This window comes from Pseudomonas sp. GW822-FHT05A08, from assembly GCF_058800485.1.
On the sequence record NZ_CM179511.1, the window covers coordinates 2,916,287 to 2,935,083 of the forward strand.

Annotated in this window: 19 protein-coding genes; 13 read left to right on the forward strand and 6 right to left on the reverse strand. The window is 65.0% G+C overall.

The features are described 5' to 3' along the window. The first annotated feature begins 200 nt into the window (after nucleotides 1-200). The 4 genes from AC3RCP_RS13110 (at nucleotide 201) to AC3RCP_RS13125 (ending at nucleotide 4,413) form a co-directional block, all read left to right on the forward strand. The gene (locus AC3RCP_RS13110; protein ID WP_492569887.1) at nucleotides 201-1,523 is read left to right on the forward strand and encodes a sigma-54 interaction domain-containing protein; all 1,323 of its coding nucleotides are present in this window, start codon (nucleotides 201-203) and stop codon (nucleotides 1,521-1,523) included. Between the two features lie 707 nt (nucleotides 1,524-2,230). Then, nucleotides 2,231-3,730, forward strand: coding sequence for a helix-turn-helix transcriptional regulator (locus tag AC3RCP_RS13115; RefSeq protein ID WP_101337597.1), 1,500 nt, complete (start codon nucleotides 2,231-2,233; stop codon nucleotides 3,728-3,730). Nucleotides 3,731-3,880: 150 nt separating this feature from the next. After that, nucleotides 3,881-4,132, forward strand: coding sequence for a CsbD family protein (locus AC3RCP_RS13120; RefSeq protein ID WP_492569889.1), 252 nt, complete (start codon nucleotides 3,881-3,883; stop codon nucleotides 4,130-4,132). After that, nucleotides 4,117-4,413 carry a DUF1652 domain-containing protein gene (locus AC3RCP_RS13125; protein ID WP_492569891.1) on the forward strand — a complete coding sequence of 99 codons (297 nt, stop codon included), beginning with the start codon at nucleotides 4,117-4,119 and terminating at the stop codon, nucleotides 4,411-4,413. Before AC3RCP_RS13120 ends, AC3RCP_RS13125 begins: the two co-directional genes overlap by 16 nt. Before the next feature lie 128 nt (nucleotides 4,414-4,541). Here AC3RCP_RS13125 and AC3RCP_RS13130 read toward each other — a convergent pair whose 3' ends face one another. Beyond that, complete coding sequence (locus AC3RCP_RS13130; RefSeq protein ID WP_092418361.1) at nucleotides 4,542-5,936, reverse strand: sensor histidine kinase; 1,395 nt, start codon at nucleotides 5,934-5,936, stop codon at nucleotides 4,542-4,544. Then, nucleotides 5,914-6,597, reverse strand: a complete 684-nt coding sequence (locus AC3RCP_RS13135) for a response regulator transcription factor (RefSeq protein WP_492569893.1) — start codon at nucleotides 6,595-6,597, stop codon at nucleotides 5,914-5,916. The genes AC3RCP_RS13130 and AC3RCP_RS13135 overlap by 23 nt, the downstream gene beginning before the upstream one ends. A 183-nt stretch (nucleotides 6,598-6,780) precedes the next feature. Between AC3RCP_RS13135 and AC3RCP_RS13140 the strand changes: the two genes are divergently transcribed. The 5 genes from AC3RCP_RS13140 to hcnC all read left to right on the forward strand — a co-directional run bounded on the left by AC3RCP_RS13140 (nucleotide 6,781) and on the right by hcnC (nucleotide 10,927). Beyond that, nucleotides 6,781-7,119 carry a YdcA family protein gene (locus tag AC3RCP_RS13140; RefSeq protein WP_101337600.1) on the forward strand — a complete coding sequence of 113 codons (339 nt, stop codon included), beginning with the start codon at nucleotides 6,781-6,783 and terminating at the stop codon, nucleotides 7,117-7,119. Nucleotides 7,120-7,209: 90 nt separating this feature from the next. Further along, the gene (locus AC3RCP_RS13145) at nucleotides 7,210-7,749 is read left to right on the forward strand and encodes a hypothetical protein (RefSeq protein ID WP_492569895.1); all 540 of its coding nucleotides are present in this window, start codon (nucleotides 7,210-7,212) and stop codon (nucleotides 7,747-7,749) included. A gap of 205 nt (nucleotides 7,750-7,954) precedes the next feature. Further along, nucleotides 7,955-8,272, forward strand: coding sequence for a cyanide-forming glycine dehydrogenase subunit HcnA (hcnA, locus tag AC3RCP_RS13150; protein ID WP_007930720.1), 318 nt, complete (start codon nucleotides 7,955-7,957; stop codon nucleotides 8,270-8,272). Then, nucleotides 8,269-9,678, forward strand: coding sequence for a cyanide-forming glycine dehydrogenase subunit HcnB (gene hcnB, locus AC3RCP_RS13155; RefSeq protein ID WP_101337602.1), 1,410 nt, complete (start codon nucleotides 8,269-8,271; stop codon nucleotides 9,676-9,678). The genes hcnA and hcnB overlap by 4 nt, the downstream gene beginning before the upstream one ends. After that, nucleotides 9,671-10,927 carry a cyanide-forming glycine dehydrogenase subunit HcnC gene (gene hcnC / locus AC3RCP_RS13160; protein ID WP_007930723.1) on the forward strand — a complete coding sequence of 419 codons (1,257 nt, stop codon included), beginning with the start codon at nucleotides 9,671-9,673 and terminating at the stop codon, nucleotides 10,925-10,927. The genes hcnB and hcnC overlap by 8 nt, the downstream gene beginning before the upstream one ends. A 105-nt stretch (nucleotides 10,928-11,032) precedes the next feature. Here hcnC and AC3RCP_RS13165 read toward each other — a convergent pair whose 3' ends face one another. Both AC3RCP_RS13165 and AC3RCP_RS13170 read right to left on the reverse strand, forming a co-directional pair. Continuing rightward, a complete protein-coding gene (locus AC3RCP_RS13165; RefSeq protein ID WP_492569897.1) occupies nucleotides 11,033-11,638 on the reverse strand; it encodes a glutathione S-transferase in 606 nt (201 codons plus the stop codon). A gap of 388 nt (nucleotides 11,639-12,026) precedes the next feature. Next, nucleotides 12,027-12,494, reverse strand: a complete 468-nt coding sequence (locus AC3RCP_RS13170; RefSeq protein ID WP_007930725.1) for an NUDIX hydrolase — start codon at nucleotides 12,492-12,494, stop codon at nucleotides 12,027-12,029. A 265-nt stretch (nucleotides 12,495-12,759) separates the two neighbouring features. On the opposite strand from AC3RCP_RS13170, the gene AC3RCP_RS13175 reads away from it, so the two are divergent. Beyond that, on the forward strand, nucleotides 12,760-13,626 hold the full coding sequence (locus AC3RCP_RS13175) for a patatin-like phospholipase family protein (RefSeq protein WP_492569899.1): 867 nt from the start codon (nucleotides 12,760-12,762) through the stop codon (nucleotides 13,624-13,626). Between the two features lie 3 nt (nucleotides 13,627-13,629). Here AC3RCP_RS13175 and AC3RCP_RS13180 read toward each other — a convergent pair whose 3' ends face one another. Together AC3RCP_RS13180 and AC3RCP_RS13185 are read right to left on the reverse strand one after the other, a co-directional pair. Beyond that, on the reverse strand, nucleotides 13,630-14,550 hold the full coding sequence (locus AC3RCP_RS13180) for a MurR/RpiR family transcriptional regulator (protein WP_007930727.1): 921 nt from the start codon (nucleotides 14,548-14,550) through the stop codon (nucleotides 13,630-13,632). An 87-nt stretch (nucleotides 14,551-14,637) separates the two neighbouring features. After that, on the reverse strand, nucleotides 14,638-14,874 hold the full coding sequence (locus AC3RCP_RS13185) for a hypothetical protein (RefSeq protein WP_148050834.1): 237 nt from the start codon (nucleotides 14,872-14,874) through the stop codon (nucleotides 14,638-14,640). On the opposite strand from AC3RCP_RS13185, the gene AC3RCP_RS13190 reads away from it, so the two are divergent. From AC3RCP_RS13190 to iolB, 3 genes are all read left to right on the forward strand, one after another. Continuing rightward, nucleotides 14,873-16,828 carry a bifunctional 5-dehydro-2-deoxygluconokinase/5-dehydro-2-deoxyphosphogluconate aldolase gene (locus tag AC3RCP_RS13190; protein WP_492569901.1) on the forward strand — a complete coding sequence of 652 codons (1,956 nt, stop codon included), beginning with the start codon at nucleotides 14,873-14,875 and terminating at the stop codon, nucleotides 16,826-16,828. The genes AC3RCP_RS13185 and AC3RCP_RS13190 overlap by 2 nt on opposite strands. Nucleotides 16,829-17,051: 223 nt before the next feature. After that, entirely contained in the window at nucleotides 17,052-17,945 is an 894-nt protein-coding gene (gene iolE, locus AC3RCP_RS13195) for a myo-inosose-2 dehydratase (protein ID WP_492569903.1), read from the forward strand. Next, on the forward strand, nucleotides 17,942-18,760 hold the full coding sequence (gene iolB / locus AC3RCP_RS13200) for a 5-deoxy-glucuronate isomerase (protein ID WP_492569905.1): 819 nt from the start codon (nucleotides 17,942-17,944) through the stop codon (nucleotides 18,758-18,760). Before iolE ends, iolB begins: the two co-directional genes overlap by 4 nt. The last annotated feature ends 37 nt before the right edge of the window (nucleotides 18,761-18,797 follow it).

The following is an 18,797-nucleotide window of genomic DNA, read 5'->3' on the forward strand; positions in this document are numbered from 1 at the left end:
CAGTCGTCCCTTGGACTGTCAATAAGCGTGCCAACCGGCGCGCGCTGCTTTTACCGCCCATTCATTGAATTCAAAGGCCTGGGGTGGGCGTTCTGGCTGTCACTGTCAATTGTAGGTGGCAGTCGATTGGCAGTTTCTGGCAGGAAATGGCAGAACCCGGGCCCATGGTTTAAGCTGCCGCGCAACGCCCAGGAGTTGCCATGCCCCAGTCCCCGAATGCCCTCGCCAATCCTGAAATGTTAGCCCTGATGTCCTATCTGGAGCATGACGCGCAGCCGACGATCCTGTTAGACACCGACTACAACATCCTCGCCGCCAACACCGCCTACCAGCGCCAGTTCGGCGTCGAGGGCAAGCCCCATGTCGGCGCCAAGTGCTATCGGGTGTCCCACCAGTTCGCGGTGCCGTGCGACCAGGCCGGCGAACATTGCCCGATGCGCAAGGCCTTCGAGACCCGCCTGCCGGAGCGCCTGCTGCATATCCATCACACCCCGCGCGGGCCGGAGCATGTGGACGTCGAGTTGCGGCCGATCCTCGGCGACACGGGGCAGGTGGTGGCCTATGTCGAGCGTCTGAGTTCGGTGGCGGTGGCCTCGGTGCAGCCGCAGCAGAAGGGGCTGGTGGGGCGCTCGCCGGCCTTCAATGCGGCCTTGAGCGCCTTGCAGCGGGCGGCGCCGTCGCAGATCCCGGTGCTGCTGCAGGGCGAGTCCGGCACCGGCAAGGAGCTGTTCGCTCGCGCCCTGCATGACGGCAGCCCGCGTGCCGGCGGGCCGCTGGTGGTGGTCGATTGCACTGGCCTGACCGAGTCGCTGCTGGAGAGCGAACTGTTCGGTTACGAGAAGGGCGCCTTCACCGGCGCCCTGCAACGCAAGATCGGCCTGGCCGAGGCGGCCCATGGCGGCACCCTGTTTCTCGACGAGATCGGTGAAGTGCCGCTGGCGATGCAGGTCAAGCTGCTGCGGCTGATCGAGTCCGGCAGCTTTCGCCCGGTGGGCAGCCTGCGCACCGTGCATTCGGACTTTCGCCTGGTCTCGGCGACCCACAAGCCGCTCAAGGAAATGGTCGCCGCCGGCACCTTCCGCCAGGACCTGTACTACCGCATCAGCGCCTTCCCGATCCGCCTGCCGGCCCTGCGCGAGCGCAGCGACGACCTGCCGCTGCTGATCGACAGCCTGCTGCAACGCCTGGCGCCGGGCGCGGTGCCGCGGGTTGCGCCGCAGGCCCTGGAACGCCTGGGCCTGTATGCCTACCCGGGCAATATCCGCGAGCTGCGCAATATCCTCGAACGGGCGCGGTTGTTCAGCGACGACGGGGTGATCCGCGTCGAGGACCTGCCCGAGGAATTGCGCGCGGGCAGCGCCGCCGCCACAACGCCGCCGAGCCGGCGCCGCGCGGGCAAGGACCTGGAACAACTGGCCCACGCCCTGGAAGTGTTCGAAGGCTCGCGCAGCGAACTGGCCAAGGCCCTGGGCCTGAGCGAGCGCACCCTGTACCGACGCCTGAAGGCCCTGGGCATTTCCTGAGCCACGCCTATCGCCCCCCTCGACATTCCGGCCCCGCGCAATGCCTGTGTAGCCGCTGCCGCAGGCTGCGATCGAGCGGCACGCTCGCGGCGGTCTTGCTAGCGCCAGAGACCCTGCGGGTCTATCGCAGGCTTCGCCAGCGGCTATAGGGATTCTGTGATCCCCTCGATATTCCGGCCCCGCGCAATGCCTGTGTAGCCGCTGCCGAAGGCTGCGATCGAGCGGAACGCTCGCGGCGGTCTTGCTAGCGCCAGAGACCCTGCGGGTCTATCGCAGGCTGCGCCAGCGGCTACAGGGATATGCGCCCCCCTCGACATTCCGGCCCCGCGCAATGCCTGTGTAGCCGCTGCCGAAGGCTGCGATCGAGCGGCACGCTCGCGGCGATCTTGCTGGCGCCAGAGACCCTGCGGGTCTATCGCAGGCTGCGCCAGCGGCTACAGGGATATGCGCCCCCCTCGACATTCCGGCCCCGCGCAATGCCTGTGTAGCCGCTGCCGAAGGCTGCGATCGAGCGGCACGCTCGCGGCGATCTTGCTGGCGCCGGAGACCCTTCGGGTCTATCGCAGGCTGCGCCAGCGGCTACAGGGTTGCGCTTCGGCGGTAAGGGGGTATTAGCCCAGGGCACGATGGCGAAGCGCCGTGGTCGTAGTTTCTGCCCGCCTTTTTTCGACGTCACGCCAGTGGCGCCGGGCCTTTGAGGAGTTGCCATGAGCCAGGATCTACTCGCCACCGAAACCAATCGCCGGCAGTTGCAGCAGATCATTTCCGGACTGTCCGACGGGGTCATCCTGCTCGAGGCGGACCGGCGCATCGTCTGGGCCAACGAGGCGGCGCTGGCCATGCACGGGGTCGAGGAGATCGCCGAGCTGGGCGCCGACGACCAGCAATACGCCGAGCGTTTCGCCTTGCGTTATCGCAACAACCACCCGCTGGCCCTGGACAGCTACCCCATCAATAGGGTCGCCGCTGGGGAGACTTTCAGCGATGTGGTGGTGGAGGTGCGCAGCGGCGAGGGCGAGGAAGAACGCACCTGGGTGCATCGGGTGCGCAGCATGATCCTCACCGACCGCGCCGGCGAGGTGGAATCCCTGGTGCTGATCCTCAGCGACGCCACCGAGTGGGCCAGCGCCGAACAGCGCTTCGAGAAGACCTTCAATTCCAACCCGGCGCCGGCGGTGATCTGCCGCCTCAGCGACCTGCGCTACATCAAGGTCAACCAGGGCTTCCTGGAAATGACCGGTTATGCCCGCGACCAGGTGATCGGCCGCTCGGTGTACGAAGTGGATGTGTTGGAGGGCGCCGAGCGCAAGGACCTGGCCATCGAACGCCTGAACCAGGGCGCGACCATTCCGCAGATGCAGGCCGAACTGCGCCTGCCCGAAGGCGGCAGCAAGCTGGTGATCGTTGCCGGCCAGCCGCTGGATATCAACGAAGAAGACTGCATGCTGTTTTCCTTCATGGACCTGGAGCCGCGGCGCAAGGCCGAGACCGCCCTGCGCCAGAGCGAGGAGCGCTTTGCCAAGGCGTTTCGCCTGACGCCGGTGCCGACCCTGGTCTGCGGCGCCGACAGCCAGCAGATCGTCGACGTCAACGAGGCCTTTCTCGACAGCACCGGTTATGCCGCCGAGGAGCTGCTGGGCAAGACCGTGGAAGAAGTCGGTTTTATCGCCAGCCCGCAGGCCTGCGCCAGCCTGTTCGGCGCCCTGGAGAAAAGCGCCGATGTGCGCAACGTCGACCTTCGGGTGGCGAAGAAGGGCGGCGAACTGCTCGACTGCGTGGCCTCGGCCGACACCGTGGATATCCAGGGCAAGCCCAGCTACCTGCTGGTGCTGATGGACATCACCGAGCGCAAGCGCTCCGAGCTGGAGCTGGTGTCGGCGATCGAGGAGGTGATGCGCGATGCCTCGTGGTTCAGCCAGACCCTGATCGAAAAGCTGGCCAATGTGCGCAGCGCCAACCAGGCCGAGCAGCCCAGTGCGTCCTTTACCGACCTGACCGCCCGCGAGCGCGATGTGCTGGGGCTGATCTGCGAGGGCCTGGCCGACAAGGAGATCGCCGCGCGCCTGCAACTGGCGCCCAGCACGGTGCGCAATCACGTGGCCACGGTGTATTCCAAGCTGGCGGTGCACAGCCGCGCCGAGGCCATCGTCTGGGCTCGCGAACGCGGGCTGTTCAGCGGAGACCGTCGCGGCAAGGCTCAGCGCTGAAAGGTGCAGCGCTGACCGGTGCAAATGCACCAGTGCCACCAGTACAAATGGCGCTTCTGCGGCGTCACAGGGTTTCTTAGGCTGGGTGAGGTGCGGTGCCGTGGCGGACACGGGCCGTGCACCGAACATCATCAGCTGAAGGAATGCACGATGCGTAGCGAACAGATCAAAGGTGCGGTGGGCACGGTGGCCGGCAAGGCCCAGGGTGCAGTAGGCGAGCTGCTGGACGATCAGCAGATGCGCCTGGAGGGGGCGGCCCGCCAGGCCGCCGGGCAATTGCAGGAAACCTATGGCGATGCCCTGGACAGCGTCTCCCGCTTTGTCCGTGACAAACCCATGGCCAGCGTCGCCATCCTCGCCGGGATCGGCCTGCTGGCCGGCCTGTTATGGCGTCGCCGCTGAGGAAGGCCTGGGTGATTTCCCGGGCGCAGTTGCGCCGCTACATCGAACAGGGTTTCGCGCCCCTGGCCTGTGCCTTCAGCACCGGCTCCGACTCCACCTTCACCCTGCGGATCTACGAACCGCAAAGCGGCCGGGTCGACCTGGTGGTCACCGGCATCGACCCGCGGCTGCTTGAGACTGAGGCGGACGTGCTGGCGATGATCGAGGAGCTGCGGTACGAGTTGCGCAGCAACTCCATCAGCCTGGTGCACCTGTCCGGAACCTTACCCGGCCCCCTGTAGGAGCGAGCTTGCTCGCGAAAAAGCTCAAGACACTGCGGTGCTTCAGACATGCTGCGTTATCGTTGGCCTCCATCGCGAGCAAGCTCGCTCCTACAGGAGGTTGCGTTCAACGGAGCAGGGCCCGCGTTTCAGGTCTTGGCGATCAGGCTCGGCCGGCAATCGAGGCTCAGGCGCGCGCCGCCGCGGTCGCTGCTGCCGACGTCGAGCTTGAAGCCGTGCAGGCTGACGATGGCGGCGACGATGGACAGGCCCAGGCCGAAGCCGCCGTGGGAGTTGCTGTCGTCGACCCGGTAGAAGCGCTGGAACACCGCCTTGCGCTCGGCCTCGGGAATGCCGGGGCCGGAGTCGAGGACTTCCAGGCGCGTACAGCCGCCGTCCTCGACACCGCGCAGAATCACCTCGCCGCCCGGCGGGGTGAACTTGATCGAGTTGCTCAACAGGTTGGCCAGGGCCTCGAACAGCAGGGCGCGGTCGCCGGTCAGGCTCGGCAGCGTGGCGGGCACATCCAGGGTCAGGGTCAGCTGGCCTTCCTCGGCCAGCGGCAAATAAAAGTCATACAGCTCGCGCAGCAACGGCAGCGGATCGAGTTCGACAAAGCCCGAGCGGCGCTGGTGATCCTCGATTTCGGAAATCCGCAGCAAGCCGCGAAAACGCGCCATCAACCGGTCGGCCTCGGCCAGCACCTGGTCCAGCTGCAAGGCTTCGGGCGTGCCCTCGACCGCCTGTTGCTGCATGCGGTACAGCTGGGCGCGCAGGCGGGTCAGCGGGGTGCGCAGGTCGTGGGCGATGTTGTCGCACACGCCCTTGACCTCGTTCATCAGCCGCTCGATGCGGTCGAGCATGGCGTTGACGATGGCCGCCAGCATGTCCAGCTCGTCGCGGCGGTTGGACAGCGGCAGGCGGTGGGTCATGTCGCCGGCGACTATCGCCTCGGCGCTGGCCTGCAGGGCGCGAATGCGCCGCAGCGGTCGGCGCCGGAGCAGGTGCCAGCCGGCGGCCCCGGGAATGATGGTCAGCGACACGCCCCACAGCAGCGCGTGGAGGATGATCCGCGTGACCGCGAACAGCGAGCCGTTGTCGCGCACCAGGATCAGCCAGCGGCCATCACGGGTGTAGGTGGCCACCGCATCGCAACTGTCGCGGGGCAGGTTGGGGTCGTCGGAGTCGATGCAGCTCTTGAGCTCGTGGATCTGCCCGTCCAGCGGCAGGTCGTCGGGGATCTCGCGGATCGGCCCGCTGAGGTAGCGCCGCCGCTCGTCGAACAGGCCATAGGCGTCGATGGCGCGCATGTCGAAGGTCATGCTGGTGGTCAGGGCCTCTTCCAGCTGCTCGCCCTGGAAGCGCGCGAACAGGTGCTGGCGCTGCATCAGCGAGTGCTTGGCCAGGCTTTCCAGATACCCGGACACCTCGTAGTACATGACGCCCATGAGGATGCAGCTCCAGGCCACGAACAGTGAGCTGTAGAGCGCCAGCAGGCGGCTGCTGGAGGAGCGCCAGCCCTTAGAGGGGTTCAGCAATGACATAACCCGAGCCTCGCACGGTGCGGATCAGCGGGGTCATGCCTGGCGGATCGATTTTTTTACGCAGACGGCCGATATGCACGTCGATCAGGTTGGTGCCCGGGTCGAAGTGATAGCCCCAGACCTCCTCGAAAATCATCATCCGCGAGAGGATCTGGCCGGTGTTGCGCATGAGGAATTCCAGGAGCTTGTATTCGGTGGGCAACAGGTTCAGCAACTGGTCGGCGCGGGTCGCTTCGCGGCTGATCAGGTTCAGCTCCAGGTCGGCGACCCGCAGGCTGGTCTCGAATTCCTGCACCGTGCTTTTGCGCCGCAACAGCACCTCGACCCGGGCCGCCATTTCGTCGGAGGCGAAGGGTTTGGTCAGGTAGTCGTCGCCGCCGGCGCGCAGGCCGCGCACGCGCTCGTCGACGTCGGACAGGGCGCTGATCATCAGGATCGGCGTCGACACGCCGATGGTGCGCAGGGTGGTGACGATCGCCAGGCCGTCCAGCTCCGGCAGCATGCGGTCGAGGGTGATCAGGTCGTAGTCGCCGCTGACGGCGCGCACCAGGCCTTCGCGACCGTTGTCGACCCAATCCACGTCCAGCCCGTGGCTGCTCAGTTCGGCCACGATTTCGCGGGCTGTTACGGCATCGTCTTCGATGGTCAGAATGCGGGTCATAGGGGCTTACCTGATTGGGATTTCATGACACAGGCCGGCATTTTGCCAAGAAATGGCCGCGGGCTTTCTAAAAAATCTTTCATCTTCGCGCCCGTGCCCTGGCCAACGCAGGGTAGCAGGCGGGCCGGGTCGGCCGATCGTTGATATCATCCAGCTATTACTGGCTGGCAGGGACGCTACGCAATGCACCGACCTCATGACCTCGACTGGAAAGCCTTGGGCATTTGCCTGTTGCTGCTGGCGGCGGCCCCGGCGTTCGCCGCCAATCAACCCTGCTCCGGCAAGAAGGGCGGGATCGCCGGTTGCGACGGCGAGCTGTTTTTGTGCAACGACGGCTCCATCAGCGGCTCCAAGCAAAACTGTGCGGCGCGCTACGGCGACTCGGGCCAGGCCGCGCGCCCGCAAAGCCTGTTGCGCAGCAGCGACGGCTGCTCCTGTGGCAGTGGCAGTTTCTGCACCGGGCCACGGGGCGGGGTCTATTGCCTGACCCCGAGCGGCAGCAAAAGCTACAAGCGCAAATAACCCGCGCAGACGCCGATTGGACAGGCCCGGGTGCCTCTACTAGCGTTGCCGGCACGGCGCCGCCGGGGGCCACTAGCGGGGACAACACGGATGGACAAACAGCAAGCCAAGCGCCAAGTCATCGCCAGCCTCGAGGCCGGGCGCTCCAAGGGCGAAACCTTTGCCGCGTTCGCCGGCAGCGGGATCAAGGAGCGGCTGCTGGCGTTCTGGATCGCGGCCTATTCCGACCCCGCGCTCTATGCCCGGCACCGGCGCAAGATCCAGCTCCTGCTGGCGGTGATGTTGCTGCAGGCGGTGGTCGGTGCGGTGGCCGGGTTCTTCCTCGGCTCGGTCATCGGCCCCAAGGCTGCCTGGGTATTCGCGCTCTTGGGGGGGCTGGTGCCGCTGCTGTTTGCCTGGGGCTTCCATAAACCTTCGGCGAACGCCTACACCTTCTATGCCCTTCTGACCCTGTCACAATTCCCGCGGTTGTTCGAAGGTTATGCCGAGGACCCGTTGGGGACCCTGATCGGCGCGGCCATGACCTTGGGGGTGGTGTTTTTTGCGATGTACGTGCGTAGCCTGATCTTTCCGGATTTCGCTTTCATCGGGCCGCGCAAGGTCAAGGGCCGCTACGTGTTTTCCAGTTAGGGCAGGGCGGCGCAAGGCGCATTCCAGAGCCTTGCGCTTTGCTTGGCCCAGATCAATGTTGTTGTTCGACAAACCTACTAGATTGGCCCGGTGTTCAGCCCCGAGGAGCTGGCGTCGCGCAACCGTGATCAGGGTCGATGACCAGGTTCACGGCGATGCACAGCAGGACGCTGGCATTCCTCTTCACTCAAGGACGAATTTCCTGATGCGCCATACCGAACGAACCTTCGATATCCAGCCGCTGCAACAGGCGGATATGACCATCAGCCTCAATGGCCAGCCGGTGACGGCGGCGATTGGTGAAACCGTACTCAGCGTCATCCAGTCCCTCGGACTGCGTCAGGTGGCGCGCAACGACCACGGCCAGCTGGCCGGCGCCTATTGCGGCATGGGCGTGTGCCATTGCTGCCTGGTGCAGATCGACGGCCGGCACAAGCGCCGGGCCTGCCAGACCCAGGTGCGGCCAGGCATGCAGGTACAGACCGAAGTCAACCGCATCATTGCTGCGCAGGAGGTGCTATGAGCCTCAACCCACTGATCGTCGGCGGCGGCCCCGCGGGCATGGCCGCGGCCATCGAACTGGCCGAGCACGGGGTGCGCAGTATCCTGATCGACGAGGCCTCGCGCCTGGGCGGCGTGGTCTATCGCGGACCGCTGCGCGACGGCGTGCAGCTGGACTATCTGGGGCCGCGTTATTGCGAGGCCCTGGCGAAACTGCACGGGGCCTTTTCCGACTGCGAACAGATGATCGATGTGCGCCTCAACCACCGGGTGGTGGGGGCCGAAGGCAAGGGCAGCCTAGTCCTGCTGGATGCCGACGAGCAGTTGCAGGAAGTGGCCTATCCGCAGTTGCTGCTGGCCGCCGGTTGCCATGAACGCAGCGTGCCGTTTCCCGGCTGGACCTTGCCCGGGGTGATGCTGCTGGGCGGCTTGCAGTTGCAGATCAAGAGCGGCGTGGTCAAGCCGCGCGGGCCGGTGGTGATCGCCGGCAGCGGGCCGTTGCTGCCGCTGGTGGCCTGCCAGCTGCACGCCAGCGGCGCGAACGTGGCGGCGGTCTACGAGGCCTGCACCTTTGGCCGGATCGCCAAGGAAAGCCTGGCGCTGCTGAACAAGCCGCAGTTGTTCCTCGACGGCCTGAGCATGCTCGCCTACCTCAAGCTGCACCGCATTCCTGTGCATTACGGCTGGGGCGTGGTCGAGGCCCAGGGCGCGGACGGGCTGGAAAGCGTCAGCGTGGCGCCATACTCGGCGCGCTGGGAGCCGGACCTGAGCCGCCTGCAACAGGTCGCCGCGCAGACCCTGGCGGTAGGCTACGGCTTTATCCCGCGCACCCAGCTCAGCCAGCAGATGGGCCTCAACCACGGCTTCAGCCATGACGGCTACCTGCGGGCCACGGCCAACGTCTGGCAGCAAAGCAGCGAGCCGCACATTCACCTGGCCGGCGACATGGGTGGGATTCGCGGCGGCGAGGCAGCGATGCTCACCGGACGCATCGCCGCGCTGTCGATCCTGATGCAGCGCGATGTGCTGAGCAACGAGGAGGCCCTGGCGCGGCGCCAGAAGTACCAGAACAAACTGGCCTCCATCACCCGTTTCCGCGCCGCGGTGGACCGCTACACCGAACGCGGCACCGGGCAGATCGAACTGCCGGCCGCCGACACCCTGATCTGCCGTTGCGAACACGCCACCCGTGGCGATATCGACCGCGCCCTGGAGCAGGGCGTGCAGGACATGGCCAGCCTGAAGATGCGCACCCGGGTGAGCATGGGCGACTGCCAGGGCCGCATGTGCGTGGGCTATTGCAGCGACCGTTTGCGCCAGGCCACCGGGCGCCAGGACGTGGGCTGGCTGCGCCCGCGTTTCCCCCTGGACCCGATTCCTTTTTCCGCCTTCCCTCAACCGAGCAAGGATGCTGTGAATCATGAGTAAGTTCTACGACGTGGTCATCGCCGGCGGCGGTGTGATCGGCGCTTCCTGCGCGTACCAGTTGTCCAAGCGCAAGAACCTGCGGGTGGCGTTGATCGACGCCAAGCGTCCGGGCAATGCCACCCGCGCCTCGGCCGGCGGCCTGTGGGCCATCGGCGAGTCGGTGGGGCTGGGCTGCGGGGTGATCTTCTTTCGCATGATGTCGGCGCGCAACAAGCGCCAGGCCCAGGGTTCGGCGGTGCTGGTGGACTCCAGCACGCCGCATATCCTGCCGCAGTCGTTCTTCGACTTCGCCCTGCAATCCAACGGCTTGTACCCGCAGTTGCATGAAGAGCTGCGCGAGCGTCACGGCATGGACTTCAAGTTCGAGCGCACCGGGCTGAAGTTCGTGATCTACGACGACGAGGACCGGCTCTACGCCGAGCACATCGTGGCCTGCATCCCGCACCTGTCCCATCAGGTGCGCTGGCTCGACCAGGCGGCGCTGCGCCAGGCGGAGCCGAACGTCAGCCATCACGCCCAGGGTGCCCTGGAATTCCTCTGCGACCATCAGGTCAACCCGTTCCGCCTGGCCGACGCCTACACCGAAGGCGCGCGGCAGAACGGCGTGGACATGTACTTCAACACCAACGTCACCGGGGTGCTGCACCAGGGCAGCCGGATCAGCGGCGTGCAGACGGCGGAGGCGGGGCTGTTCCATTGCGACACCCTGATCAACGCCGCCGGCGCCTGGGCCGCCGAGCTGAGCCTGCAAGCCACCGGCGCGAGCATTCCGGTGAAACCGGTCAAGGGCCAGATCCTGCTCACCGAACGCATGCCGCAACTGCTCAACGGTTGCCTGACCACCAGCGACTGCTACATGGCGCAGAAGGACAACGGCGAGATCCTGATCGGCAGCACCACCGAGGACAAGGGCTTCGACATCAGCACCACCTACCGGGAAATCCAGGGCCTGGTGCAGGGCGCGGTGCGCTGCGTGCCGCAGCTCGAACAGGTCAACCTCAAGCGCTGCTGGGCCGGCCTGCGCCCGGGCTCGCCGGATGAACTGCCGATCCTCGGGCCGATGTGCGGGGTAGAGGGTTACCTCAATGCCTGCGGGCACTTCCGCACCGGCATCCTGACCTCGGCGATCACCGGCGTGTTGCTGGATCGGTTGGTGAATGAGGAGGCGTTGCCGCTGGACATCACGCCGTTCCTTGCCGAGCGCTTCGGCTTGCAGGCGGTGGCGCCGTTGCAGGTGGCGCTGGCCTGAGCCTGGCGCGGTGCTTCAGAAGCACCGCGTTGCTTTTACGCTCTATCGCGGGCAAGTCGGATCGCCGCCCGCGATGGAGGTTAACGATGACGCGGTTTTGTGGCTTCAAAGCATCGGCGTACTGACAAACAACGCCAACCCCTCGGCGTATTCCGCAAACGCCTTGACCCTTGGAAACCGTGCGGCATCCAGATGCTCGGCCACCAGCAGTTGGGTAAAGCTCCAGGCCACGGCCAGGCTGATACCGGCCTGATCGATATCGCCATCGGTGGCCAGCGGGCGTTTCTCCAGTTCTTTTTCCAGCTCGCCATAAGCCGCCGCCAGCTGCCCGCGAACCCGCTCCAACCACGGTTCGTGCCGCTTCTCGGCGGGGCGCAGTTGGTACTCGTAGTAGATCTGCACCGACTTCTCGCACGCCGCCAGCGCCAGGCCGATCAGCCGCAGGTCATGGGCCCGCGCCTGGGGCGCCGCCGGCAACAGGCTGCGGCCGGCCACGGCTTCCAGGTAGTCGATGATCAGGCACGAATCCATCAGCACCGTGCCGTCGTCGCAGATCAGGGTCGGCGCCTTGACTACCGGGTTGATGCGCTGGAACTGCTCGAAGGTGCGAAACACCGACAACGCCTCATGCTCGAACGGGATCTCCAGGCGCTTGAGGGTGAGGGCGACACGGCGAACATAGGGGGAATCGAGCATACCGATGAGTTTCATTGAGCATTTCCTTGTGCGGAACAACGAGACAGGGGGAGGGCCGCGGCTAATTTAGCGACAAATGTCCGGGGTTGGCTATCGGGGGCTGGGTTATTGCTGTCAATCGTTGATGATCTGTAGTTCAGGTTTAATGAGGCGAGGGTGAATGTGCTTGGGTGGCCTGTTGCGCAATGTTCAAGGGGGATCATGAAAACATGAGGCCGGTTATATGAGTTCGGATGTTGTACAAGTCCCGCCAGGCACTTTTATCGATGTGCCTTGATAATGGATTGGAAACCCGCAGCCTGATATTGCGCTGCGGGTTCAAGTGTCCGAAACAGCATTGAGCCAGTTCGACTGTTTCGGTTTGGCCGGCTCAATAAACTGCCGTGCATTTCAAACCGCTTGTTTATTGTTCACTCCAGGCGATTGCCCGATTGAACGCCTCATAGGTTTCCGACTCGATAAACTCCGCAGTCGGAACGATCTTGAGTGATTTCAGCAGGTCCTCGACATCGTCTTCCTGCCCGATTTGAACGAAGAACTGCTGGATACTGCTCATCTCGCTGTTGGTCAGGCTGCCCAGGAAGTTCTTTCCCTGGTAGTTCTCGGCTACATAAAAGCTGTAGTTGTTGTTGCCGACCCTGGACTTGTATATCGACGTCAGGCCACCGGCGCCCAAGGTGATTTTACCGTCGCTTTCCTCTTTCATCTCCCGGGCGATAGTGTCGTGATCCGTTTCTCCCGCATTCTTGGTGCCGCCGAAAAACTGCGGCATGCCGCCATACACGAGATTGGCGCGTTTAATGGGGAAGTAGAGGTAGCCATTATCCTCGTCTTCGGAATACAGAAGAATTGCGTATGCTTTGTCGGTCATGATGCGCTCCTTGCGTGAGTTTGAACCTCAAACTTCCCTGGCACTGCGAGGGACTTGTCCTGATGCCCATGACCAGCACTTGATTGAACGGCGCAAGCACGATTGTGCTGTGGAGCATCCGTTACCCAGCGTAGGTGAGCGACGTACCCGGTGCCGGTCTTTCGGATGAACAGCAGGTCATGGCGCGGGAGCCGCCAAACGGACTCGTAGCAGAGTGTGGCAGCGCTATTGTGTAGGAAGGCTGAGTGTTGGCAGGAGAAGCGCTATGCATCCCACCCGAACTGCCCTTGTCCTTGCCGGTGGCGGCAGCCTCGGGGCTGTCCAGGTGGGGATGCTGCGGGCGCTGCTGGAAAAGCATGTGGTGTTCGACCTGGTGGTCGGCGCGTCGGTCGGTGCCCTCAACGGCGCCTATTTTGCCGCCAGGCCCAATGCCCGCGGGGTCGCCGAACTGGCCGATTTCTGGCGTGGCTTGCGCAAGGCCGATGTGTTTCCGTTTTCCTTGATTGACGCGCTGTCGTCCGTGCTCAGGCGTCGCGGCTGCCTGTTGCCCTCGTCGGCGCTGGCGAGCCTGGTGCGCCGGGCGCTGCCGGTGACCCGGATCGAAGACACCGAACTGCCCCTGCATATCGTCACCACCAACCTGCTCACGGGCGCCGAGGAGCTGTTGTCCAGCGGCAGCGTCGAGCAGGCCCTGCTGGCCAGTGCCGCGATTCCGCTGGTGTTTCCCTGGGTGCAGATCGGCGACAAGCTGCTGGTCGACGGTGGTGTCGCCAGCAACACCCCGATCGCCGCGGCGGTGTCGCTGGGCGCGACCCGGGTCATCGTGGTGCCGACGGGATTTGGCTGCGCCTGCCCACGGCCGCCGAGCGGGTTGATCGCCCTGGCCTTGCACACCCTGAACCTGATGAGCATGCGCCAGCTGGTGCGTGACATTGAGCTGTATTCGCCACAGGCGGCGATCCATGTGGTCGCGCCCTTGTGCCCGCTGGGTATTTCGGTGTTCGACTTCAGCCAGACCGAGCAACTGCTGCAACGGGCCCACCAGCAGACCCTGGCCTGGGTCGAAGAAGGTGGCCTGCTGCGTACCGGTGTGCCGGGGGCGTTGCGGGCGCATACGCACGCGGCGGGGTGAGGCTCAGTCCTCGAACCCCGCCTGCTCGTGAATCTCGTCGACCTTCAGTTCCAGGCGGTAGGCCACGGCGATGAACAGCGCCTGGCACAGGCACAAGGTCGCGCTCAGGGAGCGGAAGGCGAAGGAGCTGCCTTCGTTGACCAGCAGCACGGTGTTGGCGCGCTTGGCCAGGGGCGACAGGTTGCTGTCGGTGATGATCAGGGTCTTGGCCTGGTGGTGCTGGGCGATGCGCAGGCAGTGCTGGGTTTCCTTGGCATACGGGGTGAAGCTGATGGCGATCACCAGGTCGTTGGGGCGGATGCTGCGCATCTGTTCGCGGTAGCTGCCGCCCAGGCCCGACACCAGGTGAATGCGCTTGTTGGTGTGCTGCAGGTTGTACACCAGGTAATCGGCCACGGCGAAGGAGCGGCGCACCCCGACCACGTAGATGTTGTCAGCGTTGACCACCAGGTCCACGGCCTTGTCGAAGGCCGCGTCGTCCAGCTCCAGGCCCAGGCGCTCGATGCCCGACAGGGTGGCGTTGATGCACTCGCGCGCCAGGTCGCCGCCGCTGGCCTTCTGCGACTTGTTGGCGATCATGCTGCGGATGCGCTGCTGGTAGTTCTGTACCGGGGTGGTCTTGTGGGTGTAGGCCTCGCGAAACAGCGCCTGCATTTCGCTGAAGCCGCTGAAGCCGAAGCGCTGGGAGAAGCGCACGATGGCCGAGGGGTGCACCTCGCATTCGCCGGCGATGTCGCTGATGCGGTCGACCATGATCCGGTCGCTCTGCTGGCTCATGTAGCTGGCGATGCGCTTGAGCTGGCGCGGCAGGCTTTCGTATTCCTGGGTGATCAGCTGCAGCAGGCGCTCGGCATTGATCGGGGGGCTGGCGAGGTCGCTGTCTTGCGGGCTCTCGGTCGTGGCCGGCTGATCGGTGCGGGACATAGGCAATCCTTCTGTGCTTACTGGCTTGTACTTAATGGGAGCGGGCTGGTTGATCCACTCCCTGACAATAGGTGGGCTGTGCGCAGTCTACAGGGTCGGCGCGGGGAAAATCTTGAGCCGCGCGGCCACGGGGCGCTTGCTGAAACGATGCAGGCTGCCTGGAGCGGCCTTGAAAAAGTTTATTGGAAAAAATATTCCACGTAAAAAATTTATAGAAAAAATATTGATTGGTGCCGGTGAACGTTTTAGTCTGCATCCACCAAGAGCGTTCGGCGCCTTCCTCGGTGCCACGCGCAGGCTGATAAAAATAACAGGAGCCAGCATGGGCCAGACTCGTTTTGCCAGTGGGCGTCAATTGGATCTGATCTGCCTCGGACGCCTGGGCGTCGACCTTTACGCACAGCAGGTTGGGGCCCGGCTGGAGGATGTCACAAGCTTCGCCAAATACCTCGGCGGCTCCTCCGCCAACATCGCCTTCGGCACCGCGCGCCTGGGCTTGCGCTCGGCGATGCTGAGCCGGGTCGGCGACGATCACATGGGGCGCTTCCTGGTGGAATCCCTGGCCCGCGAAGGCTGCGACGTCAGCGCGATCAAGGTCGACCCGCAGCGCCTGACCGCCCTGGTCCTGCTCGGGCTCAAGGACCGCGAAACCTTCCCCCTGGTGTTCTACCGCGAGAACTGCGCCGACATGGCCCTGCGCGCCGAGGACATCAATGAAGCCTTTATCGCCTCCAGCAAGGCCTTGCTGATCACCGGCACCCATTTCTCCACCGACGGCGTGTACCAGGCCAGCCTCCAGGCTCTGGAGTACGCCGAGCGGCACGACGTCAAGCGCGTGCTCGACATCGACTACCGCCCGGTGCTCTGGGGCCTGGCGGGCAAGGCCGACGGCGAGACCCGGTTTGTCGCCGACCAGAATGTCAGCGCCCATGTGCAGAAGATCCTGCCGCGCTTCGACCTGATCGTTGGCACCGAAGAAGAGTTCCTCATCGCCGGCGGCAGCGACGACCTGCTCGACGCCTTGCGCACCGTGCGTTCGCTGACCGCCGCGACCCTGGTGGTCAAGCTCGGTCCCCAGGGCTGCACGGTGATCCACGGGGCGATCCCGGCGCGCCTGGAAGACGGCGCGATCTACCCCGGGGTGCGGGTCGAAGTGCTCAATGTGCTGGGGGCGGGCGATGCCTTTATGTCCGGCTTCCTCAGTGGCTGGCTGGAGGACGCCAGCGACGAGCGCTGCTGCCAGCTGGCCAATGCCTGCGGCGGGCTGGTGGTGTCGCGCCACGCCTGCGCGCCGGCGATGCCGACCCGCGCCGAGCTGGATTACCTGTTCAACAGCCCGGTGCCCATCACCCGGCCGGACCAGGACAGCACCCTGCAGCGCCTGCATCAGGTCAGCGTGCCGCGCAAGGCCTGGAAGCAGCTGTTCATCTTTGCCTTCGACCATCGCGGGCAGTTGGTGGAACTGGCGCAGAAGGGCGGGCGCGAGCTCAAGGCCATCGGTCAGCTCAAGCAGCTGTTTATCCAGGCTGTGGAGCGGGTCGAGGCCGACTTGCGCAAGCAGGGCGTCGAAGCCGATGTCGGCCTGCTGGCGGACCAGCGTTTCGGCCAGGATTCGCTGAACGCCGCCACCGGCCGAGGCTGGTGGGTGGCGCGGCCGGTGGAAGTCCAGGGCTCGCGGCCGCTGGCTTTCGAACACGGGCGTTCGATCGGCAGCAACCTGATCGCCTGGCCCCAGGAGCAGATCATCAAGTGCCTGGTGCAATACCACCCGGACGACGAGCCGTTGCTGCGCCTGGAGCAGGAAGCGCAGATCAAGGGCCTGTACCAGGCGTCCCAGGTCAGCGGCCATGAGCTGCTGCTGGAAATCATTCCGCCCAAGGACCATCCCTCGACTCACCCGGACGTGCTCTACCGCGCCCTCAAGCGCCTGTACAACCTGGGCATTTTCCCGGCCTGGTGGAAGATCGAGGCGCAGAGCGCCGAAGACTGGACCCGGCTCGATGAGTTGATCGAGGAGCGCGATCCCTATTGCCGTGGCGTGGTGCTGCTGGGCCTCAACGCCCCGGCGGCGACCCTGGCCGAGGGTTTCCGTCAGGCTGGCAACAGCCGCACCTGCCGCGGCTTCGCCGTGGGCCGGACGATTTTCCATGAACCGAGCCGGGCCTGGCTGGCCAGCGAGATCGACGACGAAACCCTGATCCGCCGAGTGCAGGCGACCTTCGTCGAGCTGATCGACGCCTGGCGCACGGCCCGACCCCAAACGCAAACCCGAACGTAAACCTGGCACAAATCCCTGTAGCCGCTGCCGAGCGTAGCGAGGCTGCGATCGGTGGCGCAGCCACCGCAAGCGTTGTACCTGACACTACGCGTTGTCAGGTTTTGCGAGCGCTGCGTCGGGATGCCGCCCAGCTCGATCGCAGCCTCGCAGGCTCGGCAGCGGCTACAGCGGCTACGGGTGGGATTTTTCAGAACTGCTTTAGAAAACAATAAAAGGTGCAGCCATGCCCGCAATCCGAATTGGCATCAACCCGATTTCCTGGAGCAACGACGACCTGCCGTCCCTTGGCGGCGAAACGCCGTTGAGCACCGCGCTGAGCGAAGGCAAGGAGATCGGCTACGAAGGTTTCGAGCTCAACGGCAAGTTCCCCAAGGATGCCAAGGGCGTCGGCGATGTGCTGCGGCCTTATGACCTGGCGCTGGTCTCGGGCTGGTATTCCAGCCGCCTGGCCCGACGCTCGGTGGCCGAGGAGATCGACGCCATCGCCAGCCATGTGCAGTTGCTGGCGCAGAACGGCGCCACGGTGCTGGTCTACGGCGAGGTCGCCGACTCGATCCAGGGCCAGCGCATTCCCTTGGTGGAGCGTCCGCGTTTTCACAGCCAGCAGGCCTGGCAGGAATACGCCGACAAGCTCACCGAGCTTGCGCGTTTCACCCTGTCCCAGGGCGTACGCCTGGCGTACCACCACCATATGGGCGCCTACGTCGAATCGCCGGCGGACATCGACCAGTTGATGAGCCTGACCGGCAGCGAAGTCGGCCTGCTGTTCGACTCGGGCCACTGCTACATGGGCGGCGGCGAACCACTGCAAGTGCTGCGCAAGCACATCGGACGCATCTGCCACGTGCACTTCAAGGATGTGCGCAAGCCGGTGGTGCAGCTGGCGCGCAACCACCTGTGGAGTTTTCCCGACTGCATCATCAACGGCACCTTCACCGTGCCGGGGGATGGCGACATCGATTTCGCCTCGCTGCTGGACGAGCTGCTGACCGCCGATTACCAGGGCTGGCTGGTGGTGGAGGCCGAGCAGGACCCGGCGGTGGCGCCGAGTTATGTCTACGCGAAGAAGGGTTATGACACCTTGCGCGCGCTGCTTAATGAGAGGACGGGACAATGAGCCTGCTGGTAAAAAGCGCGGCCAAGGGCCGGACCATGGTGCAGTTGGCCGAGGGCCGGTTGCAGTACGTCGGGTTCGCCGCCTACCGCCTGAGCCTCGGCGAAAGCCTGCCGGTCAATGCCGGCGACCGGGAGTTGTGCCTGGTACTGCTCAGCGGGCGTATCGGCATCCAGGGCGAGGCGCCGGGGCAGGGCGCGTTCGGCTGGGACAACCTCGGCGACCGGCAATCGGTGTTCGAGGACAAGTCGCCCTTCGCCGTCTACCTGCCGCCCGGCAGCCAGGCCCAGGTCACGGCCCTGAGCGATGTGCAGATCGCCGTCTGCGCCGCGCCCGGCGCTACTGCAAAAAGCTCCAACGGCCTCGGCCCCCGGCTGATCCTTCCCGAGAGCATGAAGCGCAGCGTGCGTGGCAAGGGCGCCAACACCCGCTATGTCTGCGACATCCTGCCGGACAGCGAGCCGGCCCATTCGCTGCTGGTGGTGGAGGTGCGCACGCCGTCCGGGCACTCCTCCAGCTACCCGCCGCACAAGCACGACACCGACGACCTGCCGCACCAGAGCTTTCTCGAAGAGACCTATTACCACCAGGTCAACCCGCCCCAGGGTTTCGTGTTCCAGCGGGTCTACACCGACGACCGCAGCCTCGACGAGGCCATGGCCGTGGAGCACGGCGACCTGGTGGTGGTGCCCAGGGGTTACCACCCGGTCAGCGTGCCCTATGGCTACGAGTCCTATTACCTGAACGTCATGGCCGGGCCCAAGCGGGTCTGGCAGTTCCATAACGATCCGCGGCACAGCTGGCTGCTGGATCTGTGATTTCCAGCCTCTGAATTCCAACATTCGAACGGAGAAC

What these genes read in the sequence shown, in the direction of transcription:
- AC3RCP_RS13110 (WP_492569887.1), top strand. Translation starts at nt 201, where the DNA reads ATGCCCCAGTCCCCGAATGCCCTCGCCAATCCTGAAATGTTAGCCCTG.
- AC3RCP_RS13115 (WP_101337597.1), top strand. Translation starts at nt 2,231, where the DNA reads ATGAGCCAGGATCTACTCGCCACCGAAACCAATCGCCGGCAGTTGCAG.
- AC3RCP_RS13120 (WP_492569889.1), top strand. Translation starts at nt 3,881, where the DNA reads ATGCGTAGCGAACAGATCAAAGGTGCGGTGGGCACGGTGGCCGGCAAG.
- AC3RCP_RS13125 (WP_492569891.1), top strand. Translation starts at nt 4,117, where the DNA reads ATGGCGTCGCCGCTGAGGAAGGCCTGGGTGATTTCCCGGGCGCAGTTG.
- AC3RCP_RS13130 (WP_092418361.1), bottom strand. Translation starts at nt 5,936, where the DNA reads ATGTCATTGCTGAACCCCTCTAAGGGCTGGCGCTCCTCCAGCAGCCGC.
- AC3RCP_RS13135 (WP_492569893.1), bottom strand. Translation starts at nt 6,597, where the DNA reads ATGACCCGCATTCTGACCATCGAAGACGATGCCGTAACAGCCCGCGAA.
- AC3RCP_RS13140 (WP_101337600.1), top strand. Translation starts at nt 6,781, where the DNA reads ATGCACCGACCTCATGACCTCGACTGGAAAGCCTTGGGCATTTGCCTG.
- AC3RCP_RS13145 (WP_492569895.1), top strand. Translation starts at nt 7,210, where the DNA reads ATGGACAAACAGCAAGCCAAGCGCCAAGTCATCGCCAGCCTCGAGGCC.
- hcnA (WP_007930720.1), top strand. Translation starts at nt 7,955, where the DNA reads ATGCGCCATACCGAACGAACCTTCGATATCCAGCCGCTGCAACAGGCG.
- hcnB (WP_101337602.1), top strand. Translation starts at nt 8,269, where the DNA reads ATGAGCCTCAACCCACTGATCGTCGGCGGCGGCCCCGCGGGCATGGCC.
- hcnC (WP_007930723.1), top strand. Translation starts at nt 9,671, where the DNA reads ATGAGTAAGTTCTACGACGTGGTCATCGCCGGCGGCGGTGTGATCGGC.
- AC3RCP_RS13165 (WP_492569897.1), bottom strand. Translation starts at nt 11,638, where the DNA reads ATGAAACTCATCGGTATGCTCGATTCCCCCTATGTTCGCCGTGTCGCC.
- AC3RCP_RS13170 (WP_007930725.1), bottom strand. Translation starts at nt 12,494, where the DNA reads ATGACCGACAAAGCATACGCAATTCTTCTGTATTCCGAAGACGAGGAT.
- AC3RCP_RS13175 (WP_492569899.1), top strand. Translation starts at nt 12,760, where the DNA reads ATGCATCCCACCCGAACTGCCCTTGTCCTTGCCGGTGGCGGCAGCCTC.
- AC3RCP_RS13180 (WP_007930727.1), bottom strand. Translation starts at nt 14,550, where the DNA reads ATGTCCCGCACCGATCAGCCGGCCACGACCGAGAGCCCGCAAGACAGC.
- AC3RCP_RS13190 (WP_492569901.1), top strand. Translation starts at nt 14,873, where the DNA reads ATGGGCCAGACTCGTTTTGCCAGTGGGCGTCAATTGGATCTGATCTGC.
- AC3RCP_RS13185 (WP_148050834.1), bottom strand. Translation starts at nt 14,874, where the DNA reads ATGCTGGCTCCTGTTATTTTTATCAGCCTGCGCGTGGCACCGAGGAAG.
- iolE (WP_492569903.1), top strand. Translation starts at nt 17,052, where the DNA reads ATGCCCGCAATCCGAATTGGCATCAACCCGATTTCCTGGAGCAACGAC.
- iolB (WP_492569905.1), top strand. Translation starts at nt 17,942, where the DNA reads ATGAGCCTGCTGGTAAAAAGCGCGGCCAAGGGCCGGACCATGGTGCAG.